The sequence below is a fragment of the Mesorhizobium sp. YM1C-6-2 genome (genome assembly GCF_003666685.1).
Classification (GTDB): domain Bacteria; phylum Pseudomonadota; class Alphaproteobacteria; order Rhizobiales; family Rhizobiaceae; genus Mesorhizobium_K.
On record NZ_RCIZ01000019.1, the window covers coordinates 1 to 14,493 of the forward strand.

Annotated in this window: 14 protein-coding genes and 3 pseudogenes; 9 read left to right on the plus strand and 8 right to left on the minus strand. The window is 58.4% G+C overall.

Annotated elements, in window-relative coordinates; genetic code table 11:
* Positions 1–197, plus strand: a 197-nt coding sequence (locus D8676_RS27575; RefSeq protein ID WP_210210767.1) for a hypothetical protein, incomplete at its 5' end; no start/stop codon positions are given.
* A 132-nt stretch (positions 198–329) separates the two neighbouring features.
* Here the strand turns inward: D8676_RS27575 and D8676_RS27520 are convergent.
* Both D8676_RS27520 and D8676_RS25685 read right to left on the minus strand, forming a co-directional pair.
* A complete protein-coding gene (locus D8676_RS27520; protein WP_183097253.1) occupies positions 330–500 on the minus strand; it encodes a hypothetical protein in 171 nt (56 codons plus the stop codon).
* Between the two features lie 108 nt (positions 501–608).
* Entirely contained in the window at positions 609–1,295 is a 687-nt protein-coding gene (locus D8676_RS25685) for a hypothetical protein (protein ID WP_183097254.1), read from the minus strand.
* Positions 1,296–1,873: 578 nt separating this feature from the next.
* Here D8676_RS25685 and D8676_RS25690 point away from each other — a divergent pair.
* The 3 genes and pseudogenes from D8676_RS25690 (at position 1,874) to D8676_RS25700 (ending at position 5,339) form a co-directional block, all read left to right on the plus strand.
* A complete protein-coding gene (locus D8676_RS25690; protein WP_348629041.1) occupies positions 1,874–3,841 on the plus strand; it encodes an AI-2E family transporter in 1,968 nt (655 codons plus the stop codon).
* Between the two features lie 263 nt (positions 3,842–4,104).
* Positions 4,105–4,849, plus strand: a pseudogene (locus D8676_RS25695) (transposase).
* A gap of 169 nt (positions 4,850–5,018) precedes the next feature.
* A complete protein-coding gene (locus D8676_RS25700) occupies positions 5,019–5,339 on the plus strand; it encodes a recombinase family protein (protein WP_121583950.1) in 321 nt (106 codons plus the stop codon).
* Positions 5,340–5,905: 566 nt separating this feature from the next.
* Here the strand turns inward: D8676_RS25700 and D8676_RS25705 are convergent.
* The 3 genes from D8676_RS25705 to D8676_RS25715 are packed head-to-tail and all read right to left on the minus strand — an operon-like array spanning position 5,906 to position 7,778.
* Positions 5,906–6,820 (minus strand): NAD(P)/FAD-dependent oxidoreductase, encoded by a 915-nt coding sequence (locus tag D8676_RS25705; protein ID WP_121583951.1) that lies wholly within the window; start codon positions 6,818–6,820, stop codon positions 5,906–5,908.
* Positions 6,821–7,303, minus strand: coding sequence for a hypothetical protein (locus D8676_RS25710; RefSeq protein WP_245427169.1), 483 nt, complete (start codon positions 7,301–7,303; stop codon positions 6,821–6,823).
* Between the two features lie 16 nt (positions 7,304–7,319).
* Positions 7,320–7,778 carry a YidB family protein gene (locus tag D8676_RS25715; protein WP_121583952.1) on the minus strand — a complete coding sequence of 153 codons (459 nt, stop codon included), beginning with the start codon at positions 7,776–7,778 and terminating at the stop codon, positions 7,320–7,322.
* 737 nt (positions 7,779–8,515) lie between these two features.
* Here D8676_RS25715 and D8676_RS25720 point away from each other — a divergent pair.
* The gene (locus D8676_RS25720; protein ID WP_245427171.1) at positions 8,516–9,550 is read left to right on the plus strand and encodes a fatty acid desaturase; all 1,035 of its coding nucleotides are present in this window, start codon (positions 8,516–8,518) and stop codon (positions 9,548–9,550) included.
* A 685-nt stretch (positions 9,551–10,235) separates the two neighbouring features.
* On the opposite strand, the gene D8676_RS25725 is transcribed toward D8676_RS25720, so the two are convergent.
* On the minus strand, positions 10,236–10,538 hold the full coding sequence (locus tag D8676_RS25725; protein WP_121583953.1) for a hypothetical protein: 303 nt from the start codon (positions 10,536–10,538) through the stop codon (positions 10,236–10,238).
* A gap of 259 nt (positions 10,539–10,797) precedes the next feature.
* On the opposite strand from D8676_RS25725, the gene D8676_RS27125 reads away from it, so the two are divergent.
* The 4 genes and pseudogenes from D8676_RS27125 to D8676_RS25740 all read left to right on the plus strand — a co-directional run bounded on the left by D8676_RS27125 (position 10,798) and on the right by D8676_RS25740 (position 12,819).
* On the plus strand, positions 10,798–10,995 hold the full coding sequence (locus tag D8676_RS27125) for a hypothetical protein (RefSeq protein ID WP_147448268.1): 198 nt from the start codon (positions 10,798–10,800) through the stop codon (positions 10,993–10,995).
* A pseudogene (locus tag D8676_RS25730) lies at positions 10,961–11,347 on the plus strand (DUF892 family protein); the annotation flags it as partial. The gene D8676_RS27125 and the pseudogene D8676_RS25730, both read left to right, overlap by 35 nt.
* A gap of 462 nt (positions 11,348–11,809) precedes the next feature.
* Positions 11,810–12,073 (plus strand): GlsB/YeaQ/YmgE family stress response membrane protein, encoded by a 264-nt coding sequence (locus tag D8676_RS25735; RefSeq protein ID WP_121583955.1) that lies wholly within the window; start codon positions 11,810–11,812, stop codon positions 12,071–12,073.
* 416 nt (positions 12,074–12,489) lie between these two features.
* A complete protein-coding gene (locus D8676_RS25740) occupies positions 12,490–12,819 on the plus strand; it encodes a hypothetical protein (protein ID WP_121583956.1) in 330 nt (109 codons plus the stop codon).
* Between the two features lie 123 nt (positions 12,820–12,942).
* Here D8676_RS25740 and D8676_RS25745 read toward each other — a convergent pair whose 3' ends face one another.
* Together D8676_RS25745 and D8676_RS25750 are read right to left on the minus strand one after the other, a co-directional pair.
* A complete protein-coding gene (locus D8676_RS25745) occupies positions 12,943–13,512 on the minus strand; it encodes a hypothetical protein (protein WP_121583957.1) in 570 nt (189 codons plus the stop codon).
* Positions 13,513–13,828: 316 nt separating this feature from the next.
* Positions 13,829–14,489: pseudogene (locus D8676_RS25750) on the minus strand (IS3 family transposase); the annotation flags it as partial.
* Between the last annotated feature and the right edge of the window lie 4 nt (positions 14,490–14,493).

Below are 14,493 nucleotides of genomic sequence, written 5' to 3' on the forward strand. Positions count from 1 at the left end.
TGGAATTGAACCATTTTACTGTGCCGGTGGTCATGATGAACCCTTTCCTCAGCAACATTATGTTCTCCCGATGCGGATGCACCGTGAGTAAAAATCGAGTTTTGCGGGAAGGAAGATCGCAGACCAGCGCCGGAGCGCAAATAAACAAAGTTCGAACTTCAAAAGTCGATGAGTTTGTATACATGCAGAACGCGTGAATGTCCACCTTTAATTCGGCTAGCGTTTGAGATCTGCGGGGAGCCTACCGAGATGGTTCTTCCTAGCGGCCGCTCGGAGGCGGGAAACGAGAAGCGCCGGAGAAAGAGATGGTGATGGTGAGCCAGCATCCCCTAGATCTCGAGTTCACCGCCGATCTGCTTAACCAGCGACCGCACCAGACCACCCCCGCCCTCCGCGATCCGGCTCGCCACCGGCAATCCCGGCACGCGGCCCATCAAGTTCATGAGCGAATTGGGCCTCTCGCCGGCCTCACGCAGCCGCGTCGCCAGCACTCGCGACATGGGACCCAAGCCCTGAGAGTTCACCGGTGGGGAAGACGACGGAATAGAGCGGAAATTCTTCCCATAAATTTTATGCCGAGTGGACCGCGACTCCGTGATGTATCTTCGTCACTGCGGCGCCGGCGGCTGCGACGGAGGAGTCCGATCCACAGCCGCTGGTTCAGCTCCAAACGGAGCGGTCTCGGTGCCCCCCCGCTGCTGATATTGCGAGTCGAGTGCGGCCAGGGCAATCAACGGCGGCGGCATGGCGACGCCGGCCACTCTCATTTTCCGGGCTGCATTCTGGCATTGGCTGATGTCGTTGGCGGCTGCGAGTTCCTCAGCCTGCTCGACCGTGATGATCGATTCCTTCGGTGTGCTGGTCACATCGGCAGGCGGCACCGGTGCGGACAGGCTGTCCTTCTGAGGTGCATTTTCCACCGAACCGGCGGCTACCTTCGCCTTGCTAGGGTCTGGTGCGTCAGTTGCCACGCCAGTCTGACCGGTAACCGCTTGCGCCGAATCGGACCCGATCTCCGGCTTCGCCGAGGCACCTGCACCCGCAGCTGTTGTGCCGGCCAAAGCGGACGAGCCCTTCCCCGCAGGGGCGGCCTGTTGTTGTGGAGGTGCTGTCTGCTGGCTGGAGGCTGCCTGTTGCGCCGAGGATTGGGCTGGAGCCGGAGCGGGATTAGCAGCCGCTGTCTGAGTCGCCGCTTCAGGCGGCGGCGCCTTCATGAAGGCAAGAAGTTCCTGGCAGAGATTGGCCGGGCCACCAGCCGTTTCCTGTTGGGCCTCCGCCGGATCAATCGGCGCCATAGTTGCAGGTGCAGCCGGCGATGTAGTTTCTGTCGCAGGAGCCAAAGGCGCTGGGGCCGGGCCTGTCTGTGCAAACGACGTGGAAGCTGACAGGGCGAATATCCCGGCGAGAACTATTCTTTTCATGGCTTAAGCTCCTCCACACGAAATTCACGAGATTGTAACTCCACAAAGTAACGCCGGTATGTGTCAGAACGATCCACGAGCTCGCAAACTTTAAGCAGCGCTCGGCAAAGCCGAACGCCGGGCGCGCTCACCAGCATCCAGCTTTCAGCCGATGCCAGACCAGTTTGTGTGCAGGGGCGGCCATGGCAGGCCCAAGAAGGAATAGGCTGCCGTACGGGGCAGTCGCGACCCTAGGTTGGCGACAACCCCAGAAGGCCCGCAAAGCCGTCTCAAAGGTCTGCGAGAAGCCTAAAAATCCGAGGGATTTTTCAGAAGCTCATGCCTAATAACGTGGTCCACGGTTGGATGACACCGGAGGGCGTTCGCCTTACCCCCGTTTCGTGGCGGCCTCGGAACGTAATCGTCGGATCTAAATTATGGTGCCAGCATCTGCGATGTTGGACACCTCAATCATGTTTGCACTCAAACCAACTACGCTTGGCATTGCGCCGGGCGGTAGAAGCGCCCCGGATCCGGTGATGGGCAACCACCCATCACATCCGCCGGCATATCCTAAGGCGATAGCCGTCATTGCCACGGTGGCAGCATTGTATTTTGGCCGAGATATTTTTATCCCGCTGGCGATGGCGATACTCCTAACGTTCGCGCTATCGCCGCTCGTTGCGGCTTTGCGTAAGGTACGGGTCCCTCGACCAGCAGCAGTGATCGCGGTTGTCATTGGCGCGTTCGCCGCCATCTTCATGTTCGGCGCAGTGGTCGCTTCGCAACTCGGGACGCTGGCTCAAAACATACCGCTCTACCAGTACAACCTCGTAGCTAAGGTCGAAGTCATAAAGGACGCCAAGGTTGGCGGTGGCGTGTTCGAGCGGCTATCCAAGTTGCTCGAGCGCTTGGGACGAGAAAGCCAGGTTGACGAGGAGCCTAATACCGTCGGCGGTCCGGGCTCAGATGACCCTTCTCCACCGCCTATACCCGTGGAGGTTATCACGCCGCCGCCTGGCCCGCTCCAGGTTTTGCGGAGTGTCGTTGGGCCGCTCATTCAGCCCCTAGCCACCGGTGGCATCATTATTGTGGTGGTGATCTTCATGCTTTTGAGGCGTGAAGATTTGCGCGACCGTTTTATTCGTTTGGTCGGAGCCGGCGACCTCCATCGAACGACGGCTGCGTTGCAAGATGCAGGAGACCGCGTGGCCCGCTATCTTTTGTCGCAGCTGGCTGTAAACGCAGCTTATGCGCTGCCAATTGGCATCGGGCTTTGGGTCATCGGCGTACCGAATGCCCCGCTCTGGGGATTTATGGCTTTGATCCTGCGTTTTATTCCCTACATCGGACCGATCATCGCTTCAATATTCCCATTGGCTCTGGCGTTGGCCGTTGATCCCGGCTGGACAATGGTGCTCTGGACGGCGGCGCTATTTGTCGTTCTTGAACTCGTCAGCAACAATGTCGTCGAGCCCTGGGTCTACGGCTCCCGCACCGGGCTGTCCCCGCTCGCTATTATTGTTGCTGCGATATTCTGGACCTGGCTATGGGGGCCGATGGGGCTTCTCCTGTCGACACCTCTGACCGTATGCCTGGTCGTCCTCGGCCGGCACGTGCCTCAATTCGAATTTCTCGATGTACTCCTAGGGAACGAACCAGTTCTCGATCTACATCAGCAGCTCTATCAGCGGCTTCTCGCCGGCGATCCCACAGAAGCGACGGAGCGCGCCGAAGCTTATCTTGAGGAAAATACTATTCTGTCATTTTACGAGACCGTTGCGGTTCCTGCCTTGGCGCTAGCGGAAGAAGATCGGTCTCGGGGCGTACTCACGGATGAGAGGCGCTCGCGAGTGGCAGAAAGCGCTCAGACGCTGGTGAATAACCTCGATGACTTTGCTTTCGAATCCGATGAGGAATCTGAGCCAAAGCAAGACTTGGCTATCGAACCCACCACGAAGCTGGAACTGCCTCTGCCGAATGGAGAAGGCAGAGTGATCGCATGCGCAGGGGGTCGAGGCGAATTCGACGATGCCGCAGCAGCCATGCTCGTTCAGGTGCTCAAGGCACAGGGCGCCACGACAAACTATATAGAGCACACATCGCTCGCGCCCGGTCGAATTAGGCAACTCTCAATCGATGGTCTGGAAACAATTGTGATTGTCTTCTTGAACCCTTCGTCTGTTCAGCATGCTCGCTACATGACACGTCGCCTTAAACGCTTACGTCCATCACTCCGGGTGGGCATTTTGCTATGCAACACCGACACGATCGAGCCGGTTAAACTTATCGCGGATGTCGGGACCGGTTTTGTGGCGAGCACTTTGGCCGAAGCCGCCGCTCAATCCCTGGAAGAGCCTCGCCCATGGCCACCAATGCCGCTGACTAAAACTACATCACGGCGCAAGGCATCCAGCCCAAAGGCCAAGCAAACTGCATAACATGGCAAAATGGTCGGGCCGGCCAGAGGGTGAGGTTTATATCCACCTGTTTTGCGGCTTGCGTGCAAAATCCACACGAATTTGGACAAGGTGAAATCGAACTCGATGGTATTGGTCAGGGGTGCACGGATAACTCGCTCCGACCTGAAGGTCCGCTTCGAATAGTCGGATCATGGAAGCTGCCGTTCTGCTGATGATGCGGTGGACGGCTCTCCTCCCTCCCTGCGGTATGATCGCGGGATTAGAGCTGGAGGAGCGCTATGATGAACAACGTTACGACGATTGGTCTGGATATCGCGAAGTCCGTGTTTCAAGTCCACGGCGTGGATGCGGCTGGTGAGGTTGCCGTTCGCAGAAAACTTACGCGTGGGCGCGTGCTGGCATTCTTCAAGAGCTTGCCGCGATGCCTGGTTGGTATCGAGGCGTGCAGCTCGTCGCACTATTGGGCTCGTGAGCTCATCGCACTTGGCCACGATGTGCGGCTGCTGCCGGCACAGTATGTGAAGCCCTATTTGAAGCGGCAGAAGAACGATGCGGCCGATGCGGAAGCCATCTGCGAGGCGGTAACTCGGCCCACATGCGCTTCGTGCCGGTGAAGTCGCCCGAGCAGCAAAGCGTTATGATGCTGCACCGGGTCCGGTTGATGCTGGTCCGCTGCTGGCGAGCGCGTTCGTCGCCACCATGGCCGATCCGCACGCATTCAAGTCGGGCCGATGCCTCTCCGCCTGGATCGGGCTCGCGCCAAAGCAGAACTCGAGCGGGGGCAAGGAGAAGCTCGGCAGCATCTCCAAAGGTGGTAATAGCTACCTGCGCCAGCTGCTCGTCGTTGCCGCAATGGCGGTCATCCGCTATGCCGAACGGAACGGGACCAGGCGACCATGGCTCGTGCAGTTGATGGCACGACGAACGACCAAGGTCGCGGCGGTTGCGCTGGCTAACAAGACAGCCGGCATGGTCTGGGCGTTGATGACCAGCGGCGAGCGCTACAGCCAGCCGGTCATCGCATAGACGAGAACAGGTGAACGATCGCCGACGAGGTTGGAAAGGGCGGACAGGAGCTGATGCACAAAGCCGGTTAAAACCGCCGGATCAGGAGAACCCACTGGACCCGTGCACTTCGAGTGCGAGCTTACGATCGGGACCTGAGCCGCGCGAATAGCATTATGGCCAGCGGCACATGAAAGGCCGCACCTACAGGTCGGACAGCAGCGGGGTTCCCGTGTCGCAGTGCGCAATCGCTTACTACAGGGTGTCGACCCAGCGGCAGGGGCGCTCTGGCTTTGGCCTAGAAGCACAACGCGCGGCTGTGGCTCGCTTCGCTGAAGCTGAGGGCATCACGATCCTGCAAGAGGTCACGGAGGTGGAGACGGGCAAGAGAGCCGATGCGCTCGATCGTTGGCCGCAACTCTCAGCCGCCCTCGCCTCTCGCAAGTCGCAAGGCCGACAACTCGCAGTCCGACTGGCGCTGCATCGTCGGCAGCAAAGGGCCGCCAGGTAAACATTGACGAAGCAGACAGGTTTGCGGCAAGCGTGTTGCCTATCTATGCATAGCGCCGGAGCGACCAGTTTACTATCGATCGCACTCGCCCTGAACAACCGCGGGGTGCGCACCGCTCGAGGAGGAAACTGGCAGGTTTCGATCGTGCGCGGGTCCGCTCCCGTACCCTAGGAAGAGAAAGCCCGCTGGGGCGGGCCTTTCACCGGACGACTACTGCCGTTCGCAGCGGCCCTGCTTCGCTAGACCGGGCGGGCAGAAGTCGCGGGCCATTTTGCGTATTCCGCGGGGAACGTCCTCGTTGAAGCGGCGCTTGGCGGACCGCCACGAGGCTCGTTGCGCACCGGATCATTCGAGAGCCGGCGGGTCGATCCGGTAAGTACCTCGTCATCGACACGCCGGCTCCTGGCTTCACCGTCGTCGTCATCCCGGCTTCGCGATTGTCCAATTGACGGGCGCAAGGATGATGCGAAAACGCTTCAGGCGTTGCAGGCTTTAACTTACCCCAACGAGCCGCCCCGAAGTTCACCTAAGGATGATTGGCCTCCGAAGGCCTGGGATTGATCCGACTAGGCCAGTACACGATCTTCTTCAGCTAAGCGGTTATGAATATCCGTGGCAGCTATGGCCGCGTGCCCGAACGCAACGGCAAGCTGGTTTATCTCGTTGATCATGTCGCCGGCTGCATACAGACCTGGAACAGTTGTTCTTTGCCGAACATCGACGATGAGGTTGCGCATCTCGTCACTTGCCGCTCCCAGCTCGGTGGCAATGTTCGATCGCACCTCGAACCCCATCGCTGGGTATAAGGTATCGAAATGAAGATTTCGGCCGCCTGCCGCCCTTACCGTTGCCCCGCGTTCCCCAAGTTGAATTGCGGCTGAGGTACAAAAGACCGCCGCGATACCCGCCTCCCTCAGCGCTTCCATTGCGGCGGGCGCAAGCTGGCCACTCCCGCTGACAATCAGCGCGGTCACGTGTGGGGTGAACGTGCGCATAAACAGGGCCTTTTTACAGGCCTCCTGCGCATTTCCGAATACTGCAACGTTCCTATCGATCGCTTCATAACCGTCACAAATGGGGCAAAGCCGTAGGGATCCGCTTTGAACCGCCTCTTTTATGTTTCGCCAATCGGGAAGTTTGTCGACGATGCCTGTGGCAACAACCACCGAACGCGCCTGAATCGATAGCGGGGACTCGGCCGTAAAGGTCGCGCCCGTCACTCGAATACGCTTAACCACACCATCAACAAGCCCTGCACCATATTGTTCGGCTTGTTGCCGTAGGCGGCTGAGTAGTTCCGAGCCAGAGATGCCATCCGGGAAACCAGGACAGTTGTGTGTGGAAGGAATCCATTTTGCACGGCTCTCGCCTGCGTCGACTACTGTTACACGGCGCCGGAATCTTGCCAAGTATGAGGCAGTTACCAGTCCCGCCGGTCCTCCGCCAATTATCAAGCAATCGATGACTCCGTCGCCTGACATTTAGCAGGCCTCTGCCTTCAGCGACCGCACCATCCTGACGACAATCGGATCGCATGGGACTTTATCTTCGACATCGTAGTCTAGTTGAAAAATTCCCACTCGATCGTTGCAGATTGCGATGGCGCGGACGTAGCGAATCCTGCCATCCTTAACTCCAGAATAACTTGCCCAAGTGGGCGTGACCCGACGGTATGTAACGTCCCAACCTTCGTCCTCATCGGCATCGAGTTGGGTCTGAACAGTGGTTTTGAAATTGCGCTCGGGGAGGTCGTCTCCCCAGACGGTCAGGAAGGCTCCGTCCTCGGCTTCGAAGGTTGCGCCTCCCCCATTCTCGGCTGTCTCTTTCAACACAAATCCAAGCGGCACGTCGAAGACAAATCCCAGCTTTCGAAACCCGAACTGTTCCCATTCCTGGGCGACAGCCTGAACGGCCATGAGGAGAAAGGCTAGAGCGACTGTGCCAAGGTTCGGCAGATACAGCACGGAGCACGCTCCGGAGTTACGGACGCGGAGGCACATCGTCGAGCAGGTTTTCGGAGTTGGACAAATGGTCAGACGGCAGCTCGCCGTTTGGCGTCATCTTATCAACCGCTTCTGGCAGGGCCTGCGTGATCCTTGCGATCAGTTCCTCGCGAGAGAGCCCGGTCTGTTCCGAAAGTGCCGCAAGCGTCTCTTCATCGATGGCGGACTCGACCTCCTCAGTCTCGATGGGCTGGTTTGGGCCTGTCCCAACCCACGAGTCCACCTTGGCACCAGCCCCAGAGTTGCGGAAGCGGTCGAGGACATCTCCGAGCGGCGTTCCAGAGACTCCTTTCGAAAGTTGATCCATAAGCCCGCCTTGCGGGTTGTTCGGGCCCGTCCCGCGGCTGGCACCGCGGATCATATCTCCAATCTTGTCGCGGTTTTGATACGCCAGTATGCCAAGCATCGCGATTGCAAGTCTGCCGAGGTTTGCCATGGGTAATCTCCTTGTTGAGAGAGAAGCTCACGGCGCTTTGAAAGTTCCCAACGCTGAATATCTCGGGCTCTGTCGGCACGCACGGAAACGTGACGGGCGCCTTCTATGGTGAAGCGGCTTTCTTCGACGGTCAGAAGTCCGTTCATATAAGCTTCGCCGATCGAAAGTTCCGGATTCACGGCAAGCGTATAGTTGAGATAGCGAGCGCGGAGCCGAACGGTACAGTGGGGCGGGGAGCCGTCGCCATACACATGGCTCCGTCCCGCACCGTCGATCAGACGCAGACTGCCGGTCCGTACCACTGTTCCGAGGATGGCGGGAAACAGCATGAGAGAACTTCGGATCGAAGCGAATCTAGCGCTATCGCGTGTCACGAAAAGTCAAATATCTTTGCAGAGCGCATTTAGCCTACGGTGATTGTCGCTCTAACTGGAACGAAAAGAGACCGCCCACCATTGATGAAAGTCGAACTAAAGTTGGCTTACTGCCGCAAGGGTCAAACGTCGGCTCCAGGGAGTCACATGGAAAAAGCGTTATCGTACTCATCGTCATCTGTTTGGTAGCGGTATGGATGCGGGCCCTGGTGCTGAGCACGCACCTTCACCCACGACGCGCCCGGCCGAGTACGTCCCTCTCATAGGTAACGGAAGCGTGACCACTTTTCTAAACCACGGCTTCTGCTTGCCGGGTCGTTCCGCGCAGCAGTCTCCGAACCTATCGAGGCCTGACCATTGTCGTTGACGGAAGCCACCACATCCATCTCCACGCTCCAAGACGGCGAGCGGCCCTGGCCCAAGGTGCTCGCCAGCTATCGGAAGCCACACAGGGGGCGTAGTCTGCTTGAACTGATGGTGACGCTTGTCCCGTTTGTCGGCCTTTGGTCGCTTGCCGCGATTACGGTGCATTATGGCTTCTGGTGGGGGATGGCGCTGACAGTGCCTGCGGCGGGATTCCTGCTTCGTTTGTTCATGATCCAGCACGATTGCGGTCACGGTTCCTTCTTCGCTCACCGCACCGCGGATGACTGGACCGGCCGGGTGATCGGTGTCCTGACGTTTACGCCATACGATTATTGGCGTCGTGCACATGCGGCGCATCATGCTTCTGCAGGTAATCTCGATGAGCGCGGCGTTGGCGACATCACGACCCTGACGGTGGCCGAATATCATTCCCTGTCTGGCCTGCGCCGGCTCGCGTACAGGCTCTATCGCAACCCATTCATCATGTTCGGCATTGGCCCCATATGGCTTTTCCTGTTCAAACAGAGGCTGCCTTTCGGGATGATGCGCTCGGGCACCGAACCGTGGGTCTCGACCATGGCGACCAATCTGGGCATTGTCCTTCTGGCGGTCATCCCGATCTGGCTGATCGGCTTCGGGTCATTCCTCCTGGTGCAACTGTCGGTCGTGGTGTTGGCGGGATCGGCGGGTATCTGGCTGTTTTATGTTCAGCATCAGTTCGAGGAAACGCACTGGTCGCAAGGACCGCAATGGCGATTCCAGGACGCCGCCCTACACGGATCCTCATACTATGAACTGCCCTCGATCCTGCGCTGGCTGACGGCCAATATCGGCATCCATCACGTCCACCACCTCTCTAGCAGGGTGCCGTACTATCGGCTTCCGGAAGTGCTGCGGGACTACCCGGAACTACGCGGCATTGGCCGCATCACCATCATGGAGAGCCTCCGCTGCGTGAAACTCGTCCTGTGGGATGAGCGCCGCCAGCGCCTGGTTTCGTTTTGCGATGCCCGCGTCAAACCATCTCAATAGCGATACTGTCGTATTCCTTTAGATGGCTGCCTTCGCTGAGAAAATTGCGAGAATTCGCGGCCATCGAGTGCCGATCCTGGAAGGGCTGTCAAAATGGTGGAGGCCGCTATCCGCCTTTATCGGGATGCAGCAGAAATGGCGAGCGAACTTCGAGCGCCCGCGACGATGTCGCATAAAGGGCTTGTGGTGTAAGGGTTTCTATCACCAAACAGCATCCCACAGAATCCGATATCGCCGCCGAAAAATATGCGCCGACGCCTCAGGGCTCGTTGCTACTCTACGGCGTCATCGCTGTGGTTCTGCTCGGAATGACGCTCTGGATACTCGGCCGCTTTTACAGCTTCAGTTTTCTGGAGCACATCGCGTTCCTCGTCAGTGGAGGTGCTGCTGCCTTCTGCGGAGGCTTCATCCTCAGACGAGTTCGGGGGTACCTGTCGGAAAGCGACTACCCGGCGCATCGCTCTTGGCGGGCCAGATTTACGGCAGCGTCACTTGTTGTGGCGTACTGCCGCAAGCGTCAGGGCGTCGGACCCACTGCTGTCCAATCCGGCCCCACCGACACAGGACGCGTCAAGACAAAATGTCAAACATGGTCGCCGCGCTACAGACTCAGCATAATGGCCCTACAGGCCCGAGCGGTGCCGGCCGGTAATCTCCAAGCACTGGTTGTTCGCTAATTAGAACACTACCCTAGATCGTAATAGAAATCGCACATCAGATCGGCAACCTTGATCGCCTCAAAATCAGTCATATGGGCAGCCGTTTCCTCCGCTGTCTTTTCGATGTCATCTTGATCAAGGGCCAGCAGATCTAGAAGGCGAGCAAACTTGATCTTCAGTTCGCTGTCCCCTTCGAACTCGTCAATGGTGACCTCGAGTATGCTCTGTGTGGCATCTATTACACGTGCCTGTATGCTGTCGGCCGAAGCCGCGAGGGCGCGTATCGCCGCGAAAAATTGCTCACGCGCGTGGGCATGAAGTTCGTCCATGTTCGGGTACTTTCTTCGACGTCTCTCACGTCCTGGACGTAGCAGGGGAGAGACGACTTTTGAGGTCGGGAAGGCGCGCGCTATTCGTGAATACCGCACAGCGCGCATCGCAACACTTTTGTGTCGCGGACTGACGGTATCGCAGGTCTTGAGGACAATAGCAAAAGTTCTCGCTTCAGCACTGAAGCCTGTGACGTCGAAGATTACCGTTCCTTCGCACGTGCATGATGGTCTCCTGCCACCAACAAGGATTCGCCGTTTGGAAATCAGCATCATGCTGTGCGGCACTGCATGGCGGTCGAGACCGCCCTCGTTGCCGGCATGGAAGAAGCCTTTCGGCAGCGTAGCCGTTCGCACACAGAGGGTTTACAAGCTGTGCGGCAGAAAGGGCTATCAAAAAGCCGTTCAGCGCGGCGATCCGCAAACTTTCGGCGGCATTCCAAAAGCACCTTGCTGAAACCGAAGCTCAGGTCGAGCGCCTGGAACAGGTTTTCGAACTCATCGGAAAGCCTGCACGCGGCAAGACATGCCCTGCGATCGACGGCATTCTGGAAGAAGGCGAGGAGATAATGTCAGAGTACAAAGGCGCCCCAGCCCTTGATGCCGGTCTGGTGGCAGCTGCCCAGGCGGTTGAGCATTATGAGATTGCCCGCTATGGCACTTTGATAGTCTGGGCGGAGCAGCTCGGCATGTCGGAAGCTGCAGAGCTCCTCAAAACCACTCTCAGCGAAGAAGAGTTGACCGACGAAGCGCTGTCGGCACTTGGCGAGAGCGGTGTCAACGAAAGGGCGATGCAACAGGCCGCGTAACAGCCGGAATCTGTGAAATGACGTCGCGTGGGCTTATCCACGGTCCGCTCGGCCAAAACCAGCGTGCACGTCTGTGTAGAGGTGCAGCGGCTGTTTGCGCCGGGCGGACCTTGGGCCCGTCCCTTGGATGAAAAGATCTGCCGGCGGATGAGGATCCCGCTGTCACAGACACAGACTTCCGGTTGCTCAGTGCCCATTAGTTTAGGCGTTACTCGCTGAGAGATGAAGTGCTCCGGTCGGGCAAACAAGGTACCGACCGACGGGAACCGCTCCAAGCTGAGGAGCTTGCGGTTCTCACCGTCTTAGATGGCCGCACCGCTGCCTTTCCATAATAGGAGTTGACCCAGGGTCGCCTACGCGACCGCTTTCATTCGTAGTTGGCGGGGTATTTGCTTCGTGCGCAACCATCTCACGTAAGAGTGTTGTGATTCACGCGAATTTCGCGTGAAGAGGAGAGGAGAAATGGACGACACTGCTGTCGGCTGGATTGCAGCCATAATCATCGGCGGCATCGCAGGTTGGCTGGCTGAGATGTTCATGAAGTCCAACCAAGGGGTGTTGATGAACATAGTTCTCGGCATCATTGGCGCAGTGGTTGCCAACTTCCTGCTCAGCCTTCTTGGCATCGGCCTGGGTGGGTGGCTTGGCTACCTCATCGCTGGCTTTATTGGCGCCTGTATATTGATCGCCATTGGGCGAGCTTTTTCACGCCGCGCATCCGTCTAACAAAGCAATTAGATAGGTAGTAGTTCGAAGCTGTTAAAAATCGGGATCGCGAATATCTCCACGATCCGTGGACTTCGACACCCGAGCCGGCCGCCGCTCGTACCGGCAGCGGGCACTTCGTATGTTGAGACTGTCTACGCGAAAGAGGCCTATGAAGGCTTCGTCACTGAAGGCACCAGGATGAGCCATCTCTACGCCGATTTGGCGAAAGACGCTTACAGGCAGTTCGAGTCGCTAGGCGCCAAGGGATAATTTCCCCCTGCGCCGCAAGCCGCCGCGTCCGAGTGGCATGGGTGCAAGGGCCACAGATACGGCAGCGTCGCCGGTGGAGTACCGGCGGCATCTGATGCGTCGGTAGCCGCAAAAAGGGAACAATCTGCATGGCTTCCGGTTGAGCTTGGAACGGAGGATTAGCCATGACTGAAAAGACAGCCTACGAGTACGGAGCCCGTGCACTGAAACCGCGCAAGGGGCCAGACCCCAACGACGAGTTTTCCCAGAAGGCGGCCAAAAATAAAGAGCCGCCCCTTGGACTAGGTTTGACTGAAAAAACCTCTGAGCGCAGCGAGACGGACAAGTCCGACTTGCGAGATGGTAAAGGCGGGAAACCGGAAGCGGACGCCCAGGGACAATCTGAGAAGCGGCATGCTGGGGGTAGCAACGATGGCGTGTCGAGCGCTAACCCCCGTGTCCTATCCGGCAGTGAAGAGGGCGACGCCACGTTCCCGTACAAATCGAAGCGCTAGAAGCGGGAGCATGGCGCAGCAAAATAGGCAGGTTCATTGTCCGGACCTGATCTGGTGACGGCCGCTGCGTCAGCTGGGTACTGCTATTCTTAAGCCCGCGCCGAAGCGCGACCCTTTTTTAAGTTAGCGTGGGTATGGCGTCACCAGCGGATCACGCGAAGCGAGGTTTTCGTCATCTTCGACAAGCTTTTCATATTCGTCGTCGAACCCGCTCCAACCGCTCGACTCAAATTCAGTCCGGCGCGAATTAATGTCGACCGGGTCATGTCTGTTCAGGATCGCTTCGGCGGCTTCAACTTCGGTCTCCTCGACGTGTGCAGTCACAAGAGTAGCACCCCGCCGAAGTCCCTCCGCGAAAACATGGGCTTCGTCTTCATCGATACCGGCCTCGGTCAATGAACCAAGGATACCGCCGGCAGCTCCGCCTGCCGCTGCGCCGATCAGGGTGGTAGCGAGCCAGCCGGCGCCCACCACTGGGCCTATCCCCGGGATGGCAAAGGTACCAAGTCCCGCGAGCAGTCCCCCAATTCCCCCGACCGCGGCGCCAATGCCAGCGCCAGCAGCCGTTCCCTCCGTGGAACCAGGTTTGTCGGGAGATACGATGCTGACATCGCTCACCCCGGCCTCCTCAAGAGCCGAAATCGCTTTGCTTGCGTCGGCATGTGTATCGAACAATCCGCTCATCGTTTTCATTCCAATCTCTCCAAAGTTCGAGTGGTCTAACCCAACCTCGGAAACGACGCGAAGTTCCTACCTTGTGTTATCAAGTTCCTGCCTTCCGACGCGTGATGGGATGGCCACCCGCGCGATGCGAAGCTAGGAGCAATAGGGGCCGCCGCGGTGATCTGGCTGGTCTTGTGCTTGTGTCGCCCGCGTACATGCTGTACGCCCATCTCTGTGTTGTGGTGATACCTCTTAGGAGGACGGCGAGCGCGTGCTGGGCAGGGGGGCCGCAGCGACCAAGCTGGTTCAAGTGGACTGCTCCTAGTTTGGCAGACAAGTCCCAGCCTCACGCGGCGGCGCTTTCGAACGCCTCGGGACTGACGCCGCCGAGATGGCTGTAGCGGCGGGTTCGATTGTAGAACGCTTCGACATAATCGAAGACATCGGCTCGAGCGAGATCGCTCGTTTTGTAGATGCGTTTTCGGATGCGCTCCTTCTTCAGGCTGCTGAAGAAGGATTCCGCGACGGCATTGTCCCAGCAGTTCGCCCGCCTGCTCATGCTCGGCTCCAGATTGTGGGCTTGGCAAAACCGCTTGAAGTCGTCGCTGCCCTATTGGCTTCCTTGATCTGAATGCACAACGACACGGCCGGGCGGCTTCACACCACACGGCCATGAGCAGCGCATCCAGCGCCAGCTCTTCCGAGAGACTGGCCTTCATCGACCAGCCAACCACTTTGCGCGCATAGAGGTCGACCACGACCGCCAGGTAGAGCCAGCCCTGCCGGGTCCGGATATAGGTGATATCCGTCACCCAGACCTTGTTGGCTGCATCTACTGTAAACTCGCGCTGCAGACGGTTGGGTGCAATGATGGAGGGCCGTCCTACGATGGCCCGCGGTTTCTTGTAGCCCCGCACGTGCTTGATACCGTCCTCCCGCATGATGCGTTCGACACGATGCAGGCCACAGCTTTCGCCTGCTTCCCGAAGGTCGCCGAATAGACTTTTCGGC

What these genes read in the sequence shown, in the direction of transcription:
- D8676_RS25735 (WP_121583955.1), top strand. Translation starts at nt 11,810, where the DNA reads ATGGACGACACTGCTGTCGGCTGGATTGCAGCCATAATCATCGGCGGC.
- D8676_RS25690 (WP_348629041.1), top strand. Translation starts at nt 1,874, where the DNA reads ATGTTTGCACTCAAACCAACTACGCTTGGCATTGCGCCGGGCGGTAGA.
- D8676_RS25715 (WP_121583952.1), bottom strand. Translation starts at nt 7,778, where the DNA reads ATGGCAAACCTCGGCAGACTTGCAATCGCGATGCTTGGCATACTGGCG.
- D8676_RS27520 (WP_183097253.1), bottom strand. Translation starts at nt 500, where the DNA reads ATGTCGCGAGTGCTGGCGACGCGGCTGCGTGAGGCCGGCGAGAGGCCC.
- D8676_RS25685 (WP_183097254.1), bottom strand. Translation starts at nt 1,295, where the DNA reads ATGGCGCCGATTGATCCGGCGGAGGCCCAACAGGAAACGGCTGGTGGC.
- D8676_RS25740 (WP_121583956.1), top strand. Translation starts at nt 12,490, where the DNA reads ATGACTGAAAAGACAGCCTACGAGTACGGAGCCCGTGCACTGAAACCG.
- D8676_RS25705 (WP_121583951.1), bottom strand. Translation starts at nt 6,820, where the DNA reads ATGTCAGGCGACGGAGTCATCGATTGCTTGATAATTGGCGGAGGACCG.
- D8676_RS25725 (WP_121583953.1), bottom strand. Translation starts at nt 10,538, where the DNA reads ATGGACGAACTTCATGCCCACGCGCGTGAGCAATTTTTCGCGGCGATA.
- D8676_RS25745 (WP_121583957.1), bottom strand. Translation starts at nt 13,512, where the DNA reads ATGAAAACGATGAGCGGATTGTTCGATACACATGCCGACGCAAGCAAA.
- D8676_RS25700 (WP_121583950.1), top strand. Translation starts at nt 5,019, where the DNA reads ATGAAAGGCCGCACCTACAGGTCGGACAGCAGCGGGGTTCCCGTGTCG.